Origin of the sequence: Bacillus salipaludis (assembly GCF_030938565.1) — a bacterium.
Taxonomy (GTDB): domain Bacteria; phylum Bacillota; class Bacilli; order Bacillales; family Cytobacillaceae; genus Neobacillus; species Neobacillus salipaludis_A.
Map to the genome: position 1 here is coordinate 3230792 of NZ_JAVGVR010000001.1, position 15083 is coordinate 3245874.

Annotated in this window: 16 protein-coding genes and 2 pseudogenes; 13 read left to right on the forward strand and 5 right to left on the reverse strand. The window is 35.3% G+C overall.

Features of this window, described 5'->3' with window-relative positions:
* Nucleotides 1-14 precede the first annotated feature (14 nt).
* The 3 genes from RCG21_RS16045 to RCG21_RS16055 form a co-directional block, all read right to left on the reverse strand.
* Entirely contained in the window at nucleotides 15-101 is an 87-nt protein-coding gene (locus tag RCG21_RS16045) for a YjcZ family sporulation protein (protein WP_133340090.1), read from the reverse strand.
* A gap of 53 nt (nucleotides 102-154) precedes the next feature.
* Nucleotides 155-280, reverse strand: a complete 126-nt coding sequence (locus RCG21_RS16050; protein WP_133340072.1) for a YjcZ family sporulation protein — start codon at nucleotides 278-280, stop codon at nucleotides 155-157.
* 632 nt (nucleotides 281-912) lie between these two features.
* Nucleotides 913-1332, reverse strand: coding sequence for a hypothetical protein (locus RCG21_RS16055; RefSeq protein ID WP_133340070.1), 420 nt, complete (start codon nucleotides 1330-1332; stop codon nucleotides 913-915).
* 284 nt (nucleotides 1333-1616) lie between these two features.
* On the opposite strand from RCG21_RS16055, the gene RCG21_RS16060 reads away from it, so the two are divergent.
* The 11 genes and pseudogenes from RCG21_RS16060 to RCG21_RS16110 all read left to right on the forward strand — a co-directional run bounded on the left by RCG21_RS16060 (nucleotide 1617) and on the right by RCG21_RS16110 (nucleotide 12188).
* Nucleotides 1617-1796: a serine kinase gene (locus RCG21_RS16060; RefSeq protein ID WP_235824958.1), complete on the forward strand. Its 180-nt coding sequence runs from the start codon at nucleotides 1617-1619 to the stop codon at nucleotides 1794-1796.
* A gap of 219 nt (nucleotides 1797-2015) precedes the next feature.
* On the forward strand, nucleotides 2016-3050 hold the full coding sequence (locus RCG21_RS16065) for an alpha/beta fold hydrolase (protein ID WP_133340068.1): 1035 nt from the start codon (nucleotides 2016-2018) through the stop codon (nucleotides 3048-3050).
* A gap of 72 nt (nucleotides 3051-3122) precedes the next feature.
* Nucleotides 3123-3716 carry a TetR/AcrR family transcriptional regulator gene (locus RCG21_RS16070; protein ID WP_133340066.1) on the forward strand — a complete coding sequence of 198 codons (594 nt, stop codon included), beginning with the start codon at nucleotides 3123-3125 and terminating at the stop codon, nucleotides 3714-3716.
* Nucleotides 3717-4299: 583 nt separating this feature from the next.
* Complete coding sequence (locus tag RCG21_RS16075; protein ID WP_308914266.1) at nucleotides 4300-4518, forward strand: lysoplasmalogenase family protein; 219 nt, start codon at nucleotides 4300-4302, stop codon at nucleotides 4516-4518.
* 751 nt (nucleotides 4519-5269) lie between these two features.
* Nucleotides 5270-5639: pseudogene (locus tag RCG21_RS16080) on the forward strand (D-alanyl-lipoteichoic acid biosynthesis protein DltB); the annotation flags it as partial.
* 5 nt (nucleotides 5640-5644) lie between these two features.
* Nucleotides 5645-5881 (forward strand): D-alanine--poly(phosphoribitol) ligase subunit 2, encoded by a 237-nt coding sequence (dltC, locus tag RCG21_RS16085; RefSeq protein ID WP_133340063.1) that lies wholly within the window; start codon nucleotides 5645-5647, stop codon nucleotides 5879-5881.
* On the forward strand, nucleotides 5878-7050 hold the full coding sequence (gene dltD, locus RCG21_RS16090) for a D-alanyl-lipoteichoic acid biosynthesis protein DltD (protein WP_133340061.1): 1173 nt from the start codon (nucleotides 5878-5880) through the stop codon (nucleotides 7048-7050). Before dltC ends, dltD begins: the two co-directional genes overlap by 4 nt.
* A 1712-nt stretch (nucleotides 7051-8762) precedes the next feature.
* Entirely contained in the window at nucleotides 8763-9185 is a 423-nt protein-coding gene (locus tag RCG21_RS16095; RefSeq protein WP_235824957.1) for an NAD(P)H-dependent oxidoreductase, read from the forward strand.
* 239 nt (nucleotides 9186-9424) lie between these two features.
* Nucleotides 9425-9800 (forward strand): annotated as a pseudogene (locus RCG21_RS16100) (DinB family protein); the annotation flags it as partial.
* Nucleotides 9801-10066: 266 nt separating this feature from the next.
* A complete protein-coding gene (gene csaA / locus RCG21_RS16105) occupies nucleotides 10067-10399 on the forward strand; it encodes a chaperone CsaA (protein ID WP_133340086.1) in 333 nt (110 codons plus the stop codon).
* Nucleotides 10400-11003: 604 nt separating this feature from the next.
* Nucleotides 11004-12188, forward strand: a complete 1185-nt coding sequence (locus tag RCG21_RS16110; protein WP_235824959.1) for a YsnF/AvaK domain-containing protein — start codon at nucleotides 11004-11006, stop codon at nucleotides 12186-12188.
* A 247-nt stretch (nucleotides 12189-12435) separates the two neighbouring features.
* On the opposite strand, the gene RCG21_RS16115 is transcribed toward RCG21_RS16110, so the two are convergent.
* Nucleotides 12436-12975, reverse strand: coding sequence for a tyrosine-type recombinase/integrase (locus RCG21_RS16115; protein ID WP_235824956.1), 540 nt, complete (start codon nucleotides 12973-12975; stop codon nucleotides 12436-12438).
* 537 nt (nucleotides 12976-13512) lie between these two features.
* Nucleotides 13513-13797 carry a transition state genes transcriptional regulator AbrB gene (abrB, locus tag RCG21_RS16120; RefSeq protein WP_133340057.1) on the reverse strand — a complete coding sequence of 95 codons (285 nt, stop codon included), beginning with the start codon at nucleotides 13795-13797 and terminating at the stop codon, nucleotides 13513-13515.
* Nucleotides 13798-14067: 270 nt separating this feature from the next.
* Here abrB and RCG21_RS16125 point away from each other — a divergent pair, with 270 nt between their 5' ends.
* Complete coding sequence (locus RCG21_RS16125) at nucleotides 14068-14382, forward strand: hypothetical protein (RefSeq protein WP_308913381.1); 315 nt, start codon at nucleotides 14068-14070, stop codon at nucleotides 14380-14382.
* Between the two features lie 121 nt (nucleotides 14383-14503).
* Nucleotides 14504-14914, forward strand: coding sequence for a DUF4279 domain-containing protein (locus RCG21_RS16130; protein ID WP_308913382.1), 411 nt, complete (start codon nucleotides 14504-14506; stop codon nucleotides 14912-14914).
* Nucleotides 14915-15083: the final 169 nt, after the last annotated feature.

Genomic DNA, 15083 nt, shown 5'->3' on the forward strand with positions numbered 1-15083 from the left:
ATCCATCTTATTTATTAGTAGAACACAAATGCTGTACCAACGATGATAAGAAGGATGAACAATACTACGATTAACGCAAAACTATTTCCTACTCCGTCCATTTATTGCACCTCCAGCCATAATCATTCTTTCCGCTAGAACGTGTATTGGTTTATTAAACAATAAAGGAAGTACCAACAATAATTAAAAGGATAAACAATACGACGATTAAAACAAATGTACTGCCTCCGCCGAAACCACCGTAGCCATAGCCTCCGTAGCCAAATCCTCCAAAGCACATACTTATCACCACCTGTTAGAATGTTCGAAATTAAATCCTTCACTATGTATCATATTTCATAAGACAAGAATTGCTTGGACAAACATCATATTGATAAGGCAAAATGTACGAAATGCCTATAAATCGAAAAAAACGTCTGCTTTATGGCAAACGTTCTTTATATCCAAAAAGGTAATGTAATATGACTGGCTTGGTAATAATAATATATGTACAAGATAATGAAATGGAATGGACAAGGGCTGATTTTTTAACGAATTAATTCTCGGTATGTTCTAAAAAATAACTCCAAGTAAAACTTAACCGATTAGGTACTCAAGTTAAACTGATGCATAGTCTAGAGTGTATCCGAAAAGCCATAATCTTGCTTAGCACATAGACTTGTCACAAAGACAGTCTCAATCACAAAAGCCCCTAGAAGGGCTTTTTTGTATTTATTAATCCTTTCGACGTAATAAAAGACTACACTTAAGCATGGCACTGGGAGACAACCTAGGAGAAGGACCATAAATAGATATGAAAAGTGGACAGTCGGAGATTCGCATTTCGTATTATTAAAAAGCAAGGATTTCTCACAAATACTCACTAACGGTCATGTTAGTTAAAACGCATAAAATAAACCTCATTTCTGAGGTCTACGGCTTAAAATTTAATAATCCCAAGAATTTACTTGTATCGTCTTGAAATGTTAAAAAATATGGTTGGTTCTCGTTGTCAAAAACCAATAAATATGGGTGTTGTTCTTGACTAGGAAATATAATCATTACTTCATCTACAAAGTCATTGAACCAATGATTATTAACCATAACATTAGGTTCTAAAGGGATTTTTATCACAAACCCATTATTAGGATAAGGATTCAACTTCACGTAAACCCCTGTTATTCCTTCCAGGAATTTCTCTACTTCTTGTTGTAAATCAGAGTTTTTTTGAACATTTTTTATGACTTTACCTTTATTTATATCGATAATTTGTATTTGTTGATTTGTTTGAGCCATAGCACTGGTTGTAATTAATTTAAAAATACAAATACTTATTAATATCTTTTTAATCACTTTAACCACCTCAAAGGTATTTTCCCCCAATATCTAAGGTGGTATTAAAATGCTTATTTTATAAATGTTAATTTTGAGTTTGTGAATAACTGTACTTAAACAAACGGGTGCTTGAGTTAAACAAAAGGGTCGCTGCTGCGGCTTTTTTTCTTGTTCCACTAACTGGCAGGATAATTAAATGAACATAAAAAAAGCTCTAAAATCCATGATATTCCCTAACGGAAAATACATAGAATGGTAAAGGTGATTCGTTAAAATTGTGAATGCCACTATAGAGTGGGAAAATGAATTTGAAATTATTTTTTGTCATTTTACTCATTTTATTTGGTAGTTTTTTAATTGGATTAACAGATGATGTCTTAGGTAAAATTGGTAACATTATAATGCATATTTTAGGGATTGGGTGTGTGGTTGGAGGAATTATGATTGCAAGGAGTAAGAAAGGAAAAAAACAATCATCTTGAATTAATAGGGTGTTTTCATTCAAGAGTTGCTGCCATCATACTGGAGGCTTTCTTATTGAAGTAAAGGGTATTTTATTTCTTTTTCCGAAGGAGAAATCTATAAAGAAATTTTCTTTTATCTATTGATGAAAATTTGTTGTTGACAATTTCCATAAAATACCTCAATCTATAGTTGAGTAAGTCACTCACTCATTTAAAAAGGGAAGAGGGCATGTTCGAATGAGCCAAATTAATATCCTCCAAGAAATCGTTCTACGAAAGAGAAATCAGAGAAAGAATGTCAAAGAGCTACAAATCAGCACGGCTAACAGCATCGTTGAAGGCTGTTACGTTAAAATTGGCGGTATCGATCAATGGATCACGATTCGTGGCGAGAATCGGAACACCCCCGTTTTGTTACTGATTCATGGCGGTCCGGCTTCGACTTATTCCATCTTTAGTCCGTTGTTGCGTTCATGGGAGAAGCACTTCATTGTCGTTCAGTGGGATCAGCGTGGAGCAGGAAAGACTTTTGGCAAGAACGGTAAAGACGGTAGCGGAGCAATCACTTTCGAACGTCTCGCGAAGGATGGGATAGAGGTTGCAGAATACCTATGTGATATACTCGGTCATCAAAAGGTAATTCTTATTGGAAGCTCTGCAGGCAGCCTAATTGGGATCATGATGGCAAAGCTTCGGCCAGATCTTTTTTATGCCTATGTCGGTACAGATCAGAATGCCCCAGATTCACAAAATCTTTTGTATACATTATCAGTCAACGCTCTTTACGGGGCAGGCAATACGAAGGGGGTGCAGTTGCTTGAGAAAATGGGATCGAATCAATCCCAATGGAGTCGTAAAGATTTTGACAAGAGGAATCGACTTCTCGTTAAAACTATTAAGGATGTCCCCAATATGATTACAGACTTAATTTTGCCATCTATGCTCTCTTCTCCGGAACATAAAATACGTGATTTGATGGATATTTTTAAAGGTATGAGTTATTCCCTTGACCATCTATTTGATGAATTAATAAAATTTGATTTTAAAAAATACGGTAAATTTGAGGTGCCAGTTTATATCCTTCACGGAGATAATGATATTATCACGCCATCTGAACTGGCTAGAGCTTATTATGATGAGATTGAAGCCCCTCATAAGGAGTTTGTTCTCATCAAAAAAGCTGGCCATCTTGCGTGTTTTGCCCGTCCTAATCAGTTTCTTGAGGAGTTGGTCAAGAGGGTACGTCCACTGGTTCCCACGTTTATCAACTAATTGTAAAAGCAAAAGTTCTCTAACTAAATGATATAATGAATATGACATTTATTAGATCCGGAGGTTGGAAGGGTGTCTCCATTAAACAGACAGCAGCAGCTTGATCAAATCCGTGACGAACGCAGAGAGCAGATAAAACTAGCGGCGCTTAAAATGTTTGCCCGCAGAGGATATACAGGCACGAAAACGAGCATGATTGCTAAGGAAGCAAGCATTAGTGAAGGATTAATTTACCGTTACTTCAATTCTAAAGAGGAGCTTTTCATAACTCTCGTCCAAGAATTGATGGGAGAAGCAAGAAGGGAACTCGAGTATGTTGGATCCTTACCAGGAACACCTTTTGAACAAATTAGAACCTTAACGAAAAACATGCTTGATGAGAATAATATGTATGCCTTTATGTTAATGGAACGTGCTCGCAAAGCTGAAGATGTTCCTGAAAAGGTCACACAAATCTTTGAAGAAGTTTCAACAAATGTTCTGATCGATCCGATAATTCCTATTTTCGTTAAAGGACAGGAATCGGGTGAATTTTCTCCAGGCGAACCCCGAAGAATGTTGTCATGGTATTTTACCATCCTAAACAGTCTTCTCACTCAAGAAGAGATTGATGAAGAGTATGGGTTACCAGATGTGGATGTGTTAATACGTATTTTGACAAAATAATTTCCAAAGAAGATTTTGGTATTTAATACCTTCGTTCTTCCATAATCGGGCGCTTTACTTGAATGATAAGGCGTCTTTTTTTATTGTATTGGATTCTGGAACAACACTTAATAGGGATTAAATTTTAAGGTGTAGAAAAGATTGTGAAGGATTACACTTAAACAAACGGGTGCAAGAGTTAAAAATGGAGATCGCTGTGGCGGTCTTTTTTTCTTATTCGACTAACGTGGCAGGACTAAAGAAGCAGTTTAGTTTCCGGAAGGAAAACGTTAAGTTTTAAAGAAAATAGTAGATTATTAAAATCCTATTTGGAGAAGCTGTTGGCAATAAAAAAGAGAAATAAAACTGATACAAAGAGGTGAATATATTGAAAACCTATCGATTACCCACTTTCATTTTACTTATGAGCCTTATATACATATTTGGCATTTCCAGCAAACCAGAAGCAATCAAAATGATATTTAAATTAATCCCAATGTGGCTAATTCTTTTCTATGCTTATAAACTAATACCTGATAAAAAATCACGCCCCCATTGGATTATATGGTGCGGATTATTTTTCTGTATGCTAGGTGATGGGCTAATGTGTTGGACTGGATTTTTGTCCCAAAATATATGGGCAATAATTGGAAGTATTTTATTCGTCCTCTCAGACTCAATTCTATCATGGAATTTGTTTGTTTCAGAGATTCCCTATTCTGATATCCTGATAATGACAACCTATTATACAGCGCAATTTTTAATAGCACACAGCTTGCGCTTATTTCCTAGTTTTGGCAAATATTCTTCGGGTGAAAAATAGGCGAGATCTATTGTCACGCCTTTAATGTTTTCTGTAGTAATTATGGCTGAGTTTATCCAAAAAGGATTTACGCTTTTTTGTTGAATTTATTGAACTCCCATGAAAATAAAAACTGAAAAAGGGCATGAAAAAATAGACCCAGAAAAACCAGTTTTTAAAAAAAGGCTGAGCCTCTTGAAGGATCGTATATAAGATTGGCTGGTAGATCGACTTGTGCAACCTTTCTACTTAAACTGAAATCAGTTAAAGCTGGCGCAACAACCAGAAAAAGGATTAATCTCCCATGAGTGCTACCCCTAAAGGGTGCGACAGTCGGTGGTACACCGTGGTCGTTGGAGTCAGACTAACGGATGGGCTCAAAGGCACCATAGTTCAAAGACCTTCTTCGCCAGCATTAAAACAGTATAGACGGTCTTAGCCATTTTCATTCTCTGTGGTGCAGCGCTGATTTTGCGCTGCATGGATGGCTAACGGGGCAGGTTAGTTGAACAAGAGAATGGATTTTTTTTGGTAGCATTAAACAAAAGGGAGGGGATCAGCGTGCATAAAAAGAAGTATTTTATTCTTATGCCACCTATGCTAATAATCGGGATATTTTTAATATACTTTCTTCCAGCTAATCAGAGACCTTATGTGTTTTCTGTTCCTATTGTTTTTTGAATAATTTATTACACGTGGATTTATTTTGAAAGAAAACAAAAGGGAAAAACATAATTGGCTTTTATTGAACTACTTAAGTGCTTTTAAATATGAAGACTTCTGGAATCGCTGGCATATGATGCTGTCCTTTTAGTTCAGGGATTATGTGTTTATGCGGTTTGTGTTTTGGATAACGAAGAAAAAATGGAGTAAATATCGACAAATAGTTTCCAATTTGGGTTATATTCTGTTATTTTTATTAATGGGCTTTTGGCACGGATTGGAAATTCAATATATTCTTTATGGGGTTTACCACGCATTTTTAATTGTTGCTAATAATTCGTTTGAACAAATTAATAAGAAATATCATTGGTGGCCACAAAATTAAAAAAGCCCATATACCGCCTGTCATCATCGCGTTCCATTTCGTATGCTTTGGATTTTATATTTTTTCAGGACAGTTTTTACATAAAGGAGTATGATTTATATGGAATTGAATGAACAAGTTATTGCATTAGTGGCGGAAATCTGCCAAGACGATGTAGTAAAAGAGGACCCAGATATTGATTTATTTGAATCTGGGCTGCTCGATTCGTTTGGGACTGTAGAATTGCTTGTGCAAATCGAAGAACTGTTTGGCATTAAAGTACCCATTACGGAATTCGACCGCGACACATGGAATACCCCCAATAATATCGCAAAGCAGTTGGCCGAATTTAAATGAAAAAAGCTTTATTTGCACCGCTGATATTTGCTTTTCTGACATTGTTGATTTTGATTATTATTCCCAATAGCTGGGTAGAACGTCTCATTCCAAAACAAAGAGTAAGTCAAGCAGCAACAGAACTGAATCCTCTCATGTTTCAAGGTAAATATATTCAGGGAAAAATGCTTCAGGATCATCAGTATTTGCCCATATACGGTTCATCCGAGTTGGCTAGGCTTGATCGGTTTCATCCATCCAATTATTTTAAAGAAAATTATGAAGGGTTTACTCCTTTTCTTATTGGACGCGGTGGTTCGATTTCTTTGATTCATGTTCTCAACTTTGCTGAACATATGGACCAGTTAAAAGGAAAAAAACTTGTATTTGTTTTATCCCCCCAATGGTTCCAGCCACAGGGGGCAGATTTGTCGCACTTTGTGCCAAATTACTCAATACTTCAGGGATATGATCTTGCTTTTAACGATAAAATTGACCCAAAAACGAAGAAGATTGTGATGAAACGATTGTTACAGTTTAAACCCGTACAGGACGATCGAATGCTTTCGACTCTTTATCAAGCAGAAGTTTCGAATAATGCTTGGGATAAGCGAAAAGCCGCATTTGTACGGCCATTTGCATGTGTATATAGAGGAATACTGACGAAAAAAGATTTATATTATTCGATAGCAGGCGGTATTCCGCGCAAACGCGATGTCAGCCCGGAGGTACGAAATAAATCCTGGGGGGAATTAAAACATCAAGCAGACTTAATGGGTAAACGGCAGTCAACGAATAATTCATTTTATGTGATTAATGCGAAATACAATAAAATAAAGAAGCGAGTTCCTCGATTGAAGGACTCCAAAATAGGTGCATCATACGGTAAATCCTTTGAATACTTAGATTTTCAGCTTGTACTAGATCTTTTAAAACAATCAGGTGCAAAACCATTATTTATTTCCATTCCCGTTAATGGGAGATGGTATGATTACACCGGTTTTCCAAAGGAAGGCCGTACTTCTTATTACAAACGAATTAAAGATCAAATTGAGTCACAAGGGTATCCAATTGCTGATTTTTCCAATCATGAATACGACCCTTATTTTATGAAGGATACGATTCATATAGGATGGAAAGGATGGGTATATGTGGACAAAGCAATTAAAAATTTTTACGATACTTTTTAAATTTACTAAAAATCCTGACAAGAACCTTTAGTAGCATTTAAAATCAAAAGACCTGTTTGTTCCAATTTGGAGTCGAACAGGTCTTTTTTCAAATTTCTTTATTCACCAATTCGTTAGCTTATTTTTTTGTTATAAACTGTTTTATTCTTTAACTGGGCCGTTAGTTCAAAAAAGAAATAAGAGCACTCCTCAACAACTATTCAAACTTATATTGTTGGAATGATTTTTTTAACTGCTTTTCTCTTTGTTAATTAACGTTGCAAAAAATAGGACCCTAATACCTAAATCACAGCTAATGCTTGAAAAGATAGAGTCTCAACTGTTGGGATATACAGAACCATACTTGAGATCAATCTGGAATATAAAGATCCTTTAATTGTTGAGGTACTTATTTATCCAGCTAATTGCTATTTCATTTCTTGAACAGTTTCTCCAACCATTGCAGCAAGAACCACTACTGAGAGCACTTAAGACATATGTAGGGAATTGGTATGTCACACAAGAAGGCATTATTAGAGATATTGTATTTTCCTCTATTGATAAAAGGGTAATGCGAGAGTATCCAGGTAATGATGCTGCTACTTTTGGTTGGGAGTCACAAAGGATTTTTGGTATCGTTTATAACAACAATCCTTCTTATGATATTTCCATAAGTCTTTAAATTTCTGACGAAAAAAATGTTCCCAGCAACTTTGCACAAAATCTGGTTAAAGTAAAAGTAACTCCATCCTACGACAGCCCCAAAATTGATGCAGTCAGGGGTTGAAAGTAGAGGTAATAGACTATGAGTATTAAAATAAAAAAGCAAATAGGGTGTTGCCTTTATAAGTAGTACCTTATTTATAATTGATATGATATTAAACTTAACATTAATATTGTAAAAAAAATTTTTTCGTTATTATTATAAACTATTAAAATCATTTTGATTATTTTCCTATTATTTTTACTATGGAAATATTCGCATAGTAACTGGCCAAAAACATTGTAAATATATTACAGTAAGTATTCAATCTGAGCTAACAGGGATTTAATTTAAGAAGGTAGTGGCGATCCTTTAGACAATAAAAAAACAGCCTCCGAACGAAACTGAATAGCGTAATTATGTATAGCCACCTTTACCGTATTTTAGATAAGAAAGTTTTAAACCACAGTCCTCAAAGCGTGGTCCAAAGAACATACCTCTCCGCCATGTGCATAATAGACAGGGGCTTGTCATTCCAGTTTCAATTTAAAACTCCCTATTACAGCATAATGGTTATAAAACTTTATTATGCAATTCAAACAGTGTAGCTGTTTTATCATACTTTTGATCATCCATTCTTACTTTGGTTCAAATCTTTAAGAATTATAGCTTTTGAAAACTTGTAACGGTTGTAATGTTATTGTAATATTATTGATAAATTACAATTGAAGTTGCTGTAAACATCAGGAGGAGTCTGTCACCAAGGGATAATTATGCCCTTTGATAAAAGGCTCTTTTTGTTTTCCATAAAATCATTAAGCATAGATAAATGTTGAATGGGAGTAGCTCAGGATATGCACATTTATATAGTATATCATCAATCGTAATACGCAAACTTCAAATGAAAGGAATTACAAATGTTGGTTATTTATGGAAGCCTGCGGAAAGATAGAAATACCGAATTGTTGGTATGTTTGATCAACCACATGAATCGAAAAGGTATCTGTCATTAAACAAAGATTATTATTTTATGGTGAATAGCGTATTAACAAACGAAATAATCTTATTTGTTACCCCTCTTTATTTAAACGGAATAAGTCAACTAATGAAATACTTAATTGACCAGTTACACATTAATTTTAAAGACAAAATGAAAAATAAAAGAATGTACGTTTTAGTAGTAGGTGGGGAAGATTCAAAACAAAAGGCATTACCATTAATAATGCAATTTAAGCGTATTTTTGATTTTTTTGGTGCGACTTTTAATGGTTATATCATCGGGGAAGCGAATCAACCTAATACAATATTTAAAGACAAACATGCACTTCAACAAGCAAAAGTTATCAATGAAGAAATGGTATCAAAAAAGTTCCAAAAAATGAATTTCTCCTATAAAGCAGACAGCTATCTTAAAGAAAATAATTATGCTTATGGTTGGGAAAACCATCCTTAATGCATTTAGTGAAAGGAGATGGATTTTATGACAGTGGTTTGGATCTACCCCTAGTACTTCTTGCAGTGTCATAGCTTCGCTTGTTAAACGAGATTATGGTCCCAACCAGTCAAAACATGTTTAACCAAGTAGGGGGCGAACTGTTTAGTTGACGGGATCCCACGGGCAGGTACGTTCTACTCCAGCTACCGTATTAATAAAACCAAATAAAAAATGATCAACCAGAAAGATCTGGCTGAATTGTGTGGCATTTTACCACAAATATTCCAAATTATTTAAACAAATTTGGTGTTAAAATGGATCAGGTTGATAATGCTGAAAATGTTCCACCAACAGCAAAAGAAATCGCTGAAACTTTCAAAAAGGTAAGTGCTCAAGCATCCGAGGGTATTGAACAACAATGGACGGATGACTCTTAAAAAAATTCAAATTGCGTTCGGAAGAGAAGAAACAAATGCTTCAATTCTGATGGGTTTAATAAAACATATTGTTCATCATCGTGGACAAGCTCCAATTCTTATTCGACAAGCAGGATTAAAACCATTTGGGGTATGGGTATATGGACCGCCGAAAGAGAATTGGATTCATTTAGGAGTGGAAAACCCCCCACTTTAATAATATAGGATAAACGATGGAAGCATAGTATAGGATTAGGGTTGCGGCAGCAGCCCTTTTTATTTTTAAAAGAAAGATTGTGAAGAAATGTACCTTAAACTATAGGGTGCAAGAGTTAAATAAGATTGGGCTGCTGCGGCAGCCTTTTTTGCTTGTTCCACTAACGAGGCAGTATAGTGGAACAAGTATATTCCTAAAAGTACCATTAATTGTTAATATATCAACCAGGAAAAGTAATTTAATTTTTGGAGGTAATTGTTTTGTCCATAGCAACGATTGAGGATTTTCAAAAACTAGATATTCGTATTGGTACTGTAATAAGTGCTGAACCCTTTCCAGAAGCACGTAAGCCAGCAATTAAACTAGGTATTGACTTCGGTGAAGAATTAGGAGTTAAACAATCTAGTGCACAAATAATAAAAAGGTATACTCCAGAGACGTTAATAGGTCGTCAAGTGGTCGCAGTTGTAAATTTCCCACCCCGTCGAATAGCTGGATTCAGATCTGAGGTATTAGTTATTGGAGGTGTTCCAGAAGAGGGTGATGTAGTTCTCTTAATGCCAGATGAGCCTGTTAAAAATGGCACACCGATTGCCTAAGTAAGGATTGTCACAATGACGGTCTTTTTTATTTCAACTGTGTTTAATAACGAGGAATTACTTTTTCTTTATTCAACGAATGGCAGTTTAGTTCAAGAACGAAAATGATAAATTTAGAATATAACGTATAAATTTCAGTGCTAAATAGGTCGGGTATGAGAGGAGAAATTAAATCTCAAATAGGAAGTTGAGGGAAGCTCAGAAAATGAGCTTCTCTTTGTTTATGGTTCTTCTATAACTTTCGTAGAAATGTTTGTGAAGAAATGTACTTAAGTTATAGGAAACGTTTGATCAAATTCAAGATGCTGCGGAGGTTTTTTTCGTGTTGAGCTAGACCAGCTATTAGTTACTGCCTTTAACTTTAAAATGCCATCTAAATATGTGTTCATTTCTATTACCCCATCAATCCATTTTACCGTAATCTTAACATTATTCTTCTTCCTCTAACCTGCAATGTTCCAGTAATCGTCCAATTATGAAAACGAAATATTAAACATGATTCTATTTTCCATGTTTCTTCTGATGACTTCCGGGGTAGACATACGTTAAATGGGATGCCATTTATATCCCGCATTAATATATTAGAGGAGGTATTAGTGTGAGAATGGAAAAAAGAATCGTTGGAACCTTTAATTCAGAGTCAGAAGTCTTGTATGTCATTGAGGGATTGAAACGTCAGGGGCATAGTGAAACAGATATGATGGTGGTGGCAGAAAATAGAAGTAACATTCCATTGATTACTTCACATACGGGAGTCATGGTAGAAGCGGACATGCAAATGAGTACCTTAACAGGTGTTATGATGGACAACTTTGTTACAATGATGACGGCAGGAATGGGCGGAAGGCCCGCAAGAGCACTGTCCAGCAGACTTATTGAGAGAGGACTGTCAGAATTTACAGCAAAACAGTGTGAGGAGGAAATAAAAAAGGGGAAAATCACTTTGCTGGTTGATACGTATGGAACTTATGAAAGCCCTAATTTTAAAACACAATATAAGTATGAAAGCCCTATTAATAAAACATATGAAACACAATATGAGACTGAAAAAACAAGGTCAGTCCCGCTCAGTGAAGAACAGCTGGATATTACAAAACAACGTGTCGAAGTCGGTGAATTACAGCTTCGTAAAGAAGTAGTTGAAGAAGAGCGAACTGTTCTTGTTCCACTCATGCGTGAAGAAGTATATATAGAGCGACGTCCTGTCATCGATGGAAATTATGACGGGCGCCCGTTTTCAGGGGATGAAATCATTCGTATCCCAATTACGGAAGAACGGATAGAAGTAACAAAAAGACCAGTAGTCGTTGAAGAAGTGATTGTAGGCAAGAGAAAAATTCAAGAAACAAAGCAGGTACAGGATGTCATTAAAAAAGAAGAAGCACGGATTGAGCGTTCTGTCCCTTCGTCAATGGAATCATGGACGCCGGTCAACCATTTGACTGATGTAGGACAAGAAAAAGTTAGTAATGACAGCCCAAATAATTTGAGCGTGGAAGGAATTCCTAATAACACTACATTTGTAATGTCAGAGGATCAAACAGATGAAACCCGTGAAAAACGTACTGGCTCCGTTGCTATACAAGCCGAAAAAAACAAACCTGAATTATCTGCCAGTAAAAAAGACAAAACGAGCAGGGCTCTAACAGATTCTTCTGATAGGAATAAAAATGAAAATGAAAGTTCAGTAGCGAATTCAGCAGTTTCTGTGATACTAGAAGCAACCCACGATGAGAAAAATTCTACCAAAGAAGAGAAAAATAAAAATAAAAAAAATCAGCAGAAATAAAGAAAAAACACACCAAACTAAATAGGGTTGAATGAAATAGGAAGTCCTTAGATACTGTATAATAAAAGTTGATTTTCAAAGGTCACTAATCTGTGCCCTTTGAAATCAGCTTTATTCAGGAGAATTAAGTAAAAAAAAATTCTACAAGTGAATAGATGGAACACCGGCAAACCCTATGTTTTAATGGAGAAATATTTATAGTCAATTATGAGGACTACCTGGCGTATAAGTTTGTGAAAAAATGTACTTAAACAAACGGGTGCAAGACTTGAAGAAAAGCAATACATTTTTTCATCATTACTTTTTTATGTCCCTTTTTAAAATACTTCCTATAAAACTCTTTCCTTAAACTCCCACTTAACTGTGCATATATCCTGGTAGTCTCGCTTTTCTCATGACCTAAAAAAATCTGAATGACTTCAAGAGGGGGACCATTATTTAACATATGAGTAGCATAGCTGTGCCTCAGTTGGTGTGGATGAATCGCTTTATTTATGCCTGCCCTTTTCGAAATTCGCTTGATGATATATCTCATTTGTGCAATACACATTCGATGAGGATACCGTTCGGTAACAAAAATGGCGGTATCGCCATCTTGGCGTTGTTCAAGGTATCTTTTAAGCCAAATTTCACAGCGGATATTAAAATAAACTTCTCTTTCTTTATCTCCTTTTCCCCTGACAATGGCGGATCGGTTAGACCAATAAATTCTACTCCTCTGTAATGTAACAATTTCTCCAATGCGACATCCAGTTGAAAACATGAATTCAAACAATGCCTTTTCCAATGGGCTGGTACAAGCCTCACGTAAATATTCAATTTCTGTGATAAACTTAGGAATTCGTTTCCCTGCTTTAGGTTCCTTTATTTTTGCAGCTGGATTTTTTGAAACATCGCATCTTCATGTGACCACGAAAAAATGATTTTATAAAACGTATTCGGTGAGATAAACTTGAAGGTTTTAAGGTTTCGCTGGACTTTGCCGGGTATTCTTTTAGTTGAAAAGTGGATATGGCATCAATTTTAACGTCATTGAAATATCGAATAAGTAATGTGTATTGAAGTTTATATGCATTAAGTGTTTGTGGTGAGAACCCTTCAATTCGTATCCGATTCATATGTTTCCCATGCCTTTGACAAAAACAAAATTCATCTCTCCCTAAAATTTCTTTTTTAGAGGAATTATTGACTTGATTCTCGAAATCCAAACGGAAAGAGACTATTTAACTATCGGGTCAGGTTAGCTGAGGAACGGTCATATATGTCCTATAAAACAAAAAGCTCTCGAATCAAAGATTCAAGAGCCTTTTTATTTTAATCTATATTATTTTGCTAATTCAAAGCTTGCCATAATTTCTTTCAATAGGTGCTCTGCGCCTTCACGACTAAGAATTAATTTTCCACCGGCAAGCCGATAATTATCGTCAGAAACTTCACCGGTAATATCACAAGTCATATTTGGTTTATATTTTTTTAAGATAATTTTGTCTTCATCAACATAAATTTCGAGCGCATCTTTTTCAGCGATATCAAGTGTACGTCTTAATTCGATTGGAATAACCACGCGGCCTAATTCATCAACTTTACGAACAATACCAGTAGATTTCATTTCTTTGAGCCTCTCTCTGTTTAGGGTCTATTTCTATTTTGGAATTCACTTTTATTCGACAAATTTCATTCAAATTCACGATACCATCCGTCAATTATTATAAATTTAAAATTACATTAGAATTTAGTGAAAAATATATTTATTCATGAGTCAGTAAGGGAATGTGAAGGTTTGCACTTAAACTAAAGGGGCAGGTTAGTTGAATAAGGTTATGACTCATATGAACTAGGGAATGACTTTAGAGAGGTGAATTTAATGGAGTTTAATCAAATGACAGACGACGAAAAACGCAAGTTACTTATTGCAATGTACTTTCTACGAAAAGGTTCACATCAGTTAAATCGTTTACACGATGAATTTAGACGTAGAGATAATGATGATGAAATAAAGGAAACAATGGAAAAGGAAAGCAACCTTTTTCAAGCAATAGCACGTTTTGATGATATGTACCTTTATTCAGAAGATGAAAGTGAAAATGAAGAAATTGAAAAGTTAGAGAATGAAATATTCGAATGGATTGAAGATAACGGTTTTACAGAGGACATTAAGAAGTATTTTGATAAGAATAGTATCATGTTCAGCTAACAGGGGCGATTGTTCTATATGAACAGTCGCTTCTTGTGCTAAAGGGGCAGGATAGTTGAAGAAGGATTTTGGTACTCTTTAGGAGAAATTTCATTATTATGTATTCTGGGGATGTGTTGGAATGGGAGAGAGTTTTGTCGCAGGTTCATTTAATTTCATTATTCGTGGGGTAGATTTAGTCCCTGATGAAATAACAAAGAAGTTAAACCTTAAACCTTCAAGTGTTAAAAGAAAAGGTGAATTACTTACCAAAGACATAAAAATGAAGGATTCTTATTGGAGCTATAAGGTGAAATTTAAAATAAACGAGGAATTAAATCAAGCGTTAGAGGAGTTTTTAGACACACTATTGCCTTATAAGGCTTTTATCAGTGAAATCACTGAAATTTATGATGCTTATATATACTTTGGTCTAAGCTCAAATTTAGGACAATTGGGGTTTGAATTGCATCCCGAGACTCTACAAGCATTAGCTGACTTAAAAATTAGATTTGAAGTCCATATTATTTCGTATGGAGAAGTTGAAAATTAATAAATTCCATATTCTCTTCTTCAACTATCGGTTGCTTTAGCGAAAGATCTGGGCTGTCAATTGTGGCAGCTTTTCTTTTTGTGCTAACGGGGCAGGTTAGCTGAAGAAGGATTTACAATAAGGAATGGAGAATAACTCAATAATTAAAAGACCTTTAAAGGAGTTAAAG

Excerpts from the sequence above, each read along its gene's own strand:
- RCG21_RS16045 (WP_133340090.1), bottom strand. The coding sequence starts at position 101 with ATGGACGGAGTAGGAAATAGTTTTGCGTTAATCGTAGTATTGTTCATC.
- RCG21_RS16050 (WP_133340072.1), bottom strand. The coding sequence starts at position 280 with ATGTGCTTTGGAGGATTTGGCTACGGAGGCTATGGCTACGGTGGTTTC.
- RCG21_RS16060 (WP_235824958.1), top strand. The coding sequence starts at position 1,617 with ATGAATTTGAAATTATTTTTTGTCATTTTACTCATTTTATTTGGTAGT.
- RCG21_RS16065 (WP_133340068.1), top strand. The coding sequence starts at position 2,016 with ATGAGCCAAATTAATATCCTCCAAGAAATCGTTCTACGAAAGAGAAAT.
- RCG21_RS16075 (WP_308914266.1), top strand. The coding sequence starts at position 4,300 with ATGTGTTGGACTGGATTTTTGTCCCAAAATATATGGGCAATAATTGGA.
- dltC (WP_133340063.1), top strand. The coding sequence starts at position 5,645 with ATGGAATTGAATGAACAAGTTATTGCATTAGTGGCGGAAATCTGCCAA.
- dltD (WP_133340061.1), top strand. The coding sequence starts at position 5,878 with ATGAAAAAAGCTTTATTTGCACCGCTGATATTTGCTTTTCTGACATTG.
- RCG21_RS16095 (WP_235824957.1), top strand. The coding sequence starts at position 8,763 with ATGGTGAATAGCGTATTAACAAACGAAATAATCTTATTTGTTACCCCT.
- RCG21_RS16110 (WP_235824959.1), top strand. The coding sequence starts at position 11,004 with ATGGAAAAAAGAATCGTTGGAACCTTTAATTCAGAGTCAGAAGTCTTG.
- abrB (WP_133340057.1), bottom strand. The coding sequence starts at position 13,797 with ATGAAATCTACTGGTATTGTTCGTAAAGTTGATGAATTAGGCCGCGTG.
- RCG21_RS16125 (WP_308913381.1), top strand. The coding sequence starts at position 14,068 with ATGACAGACGACGAAAAACGCAAGTTACTTATTGCAATGTACTTTCTA.
- RCG21_RS16130 (WP_308913382.1), top strand. The coding sequence starts at position 14,504 with ATGGGAGAGAGTTTTGTCGCAGGTTCATTTAATTTCATTATTCGTGGG.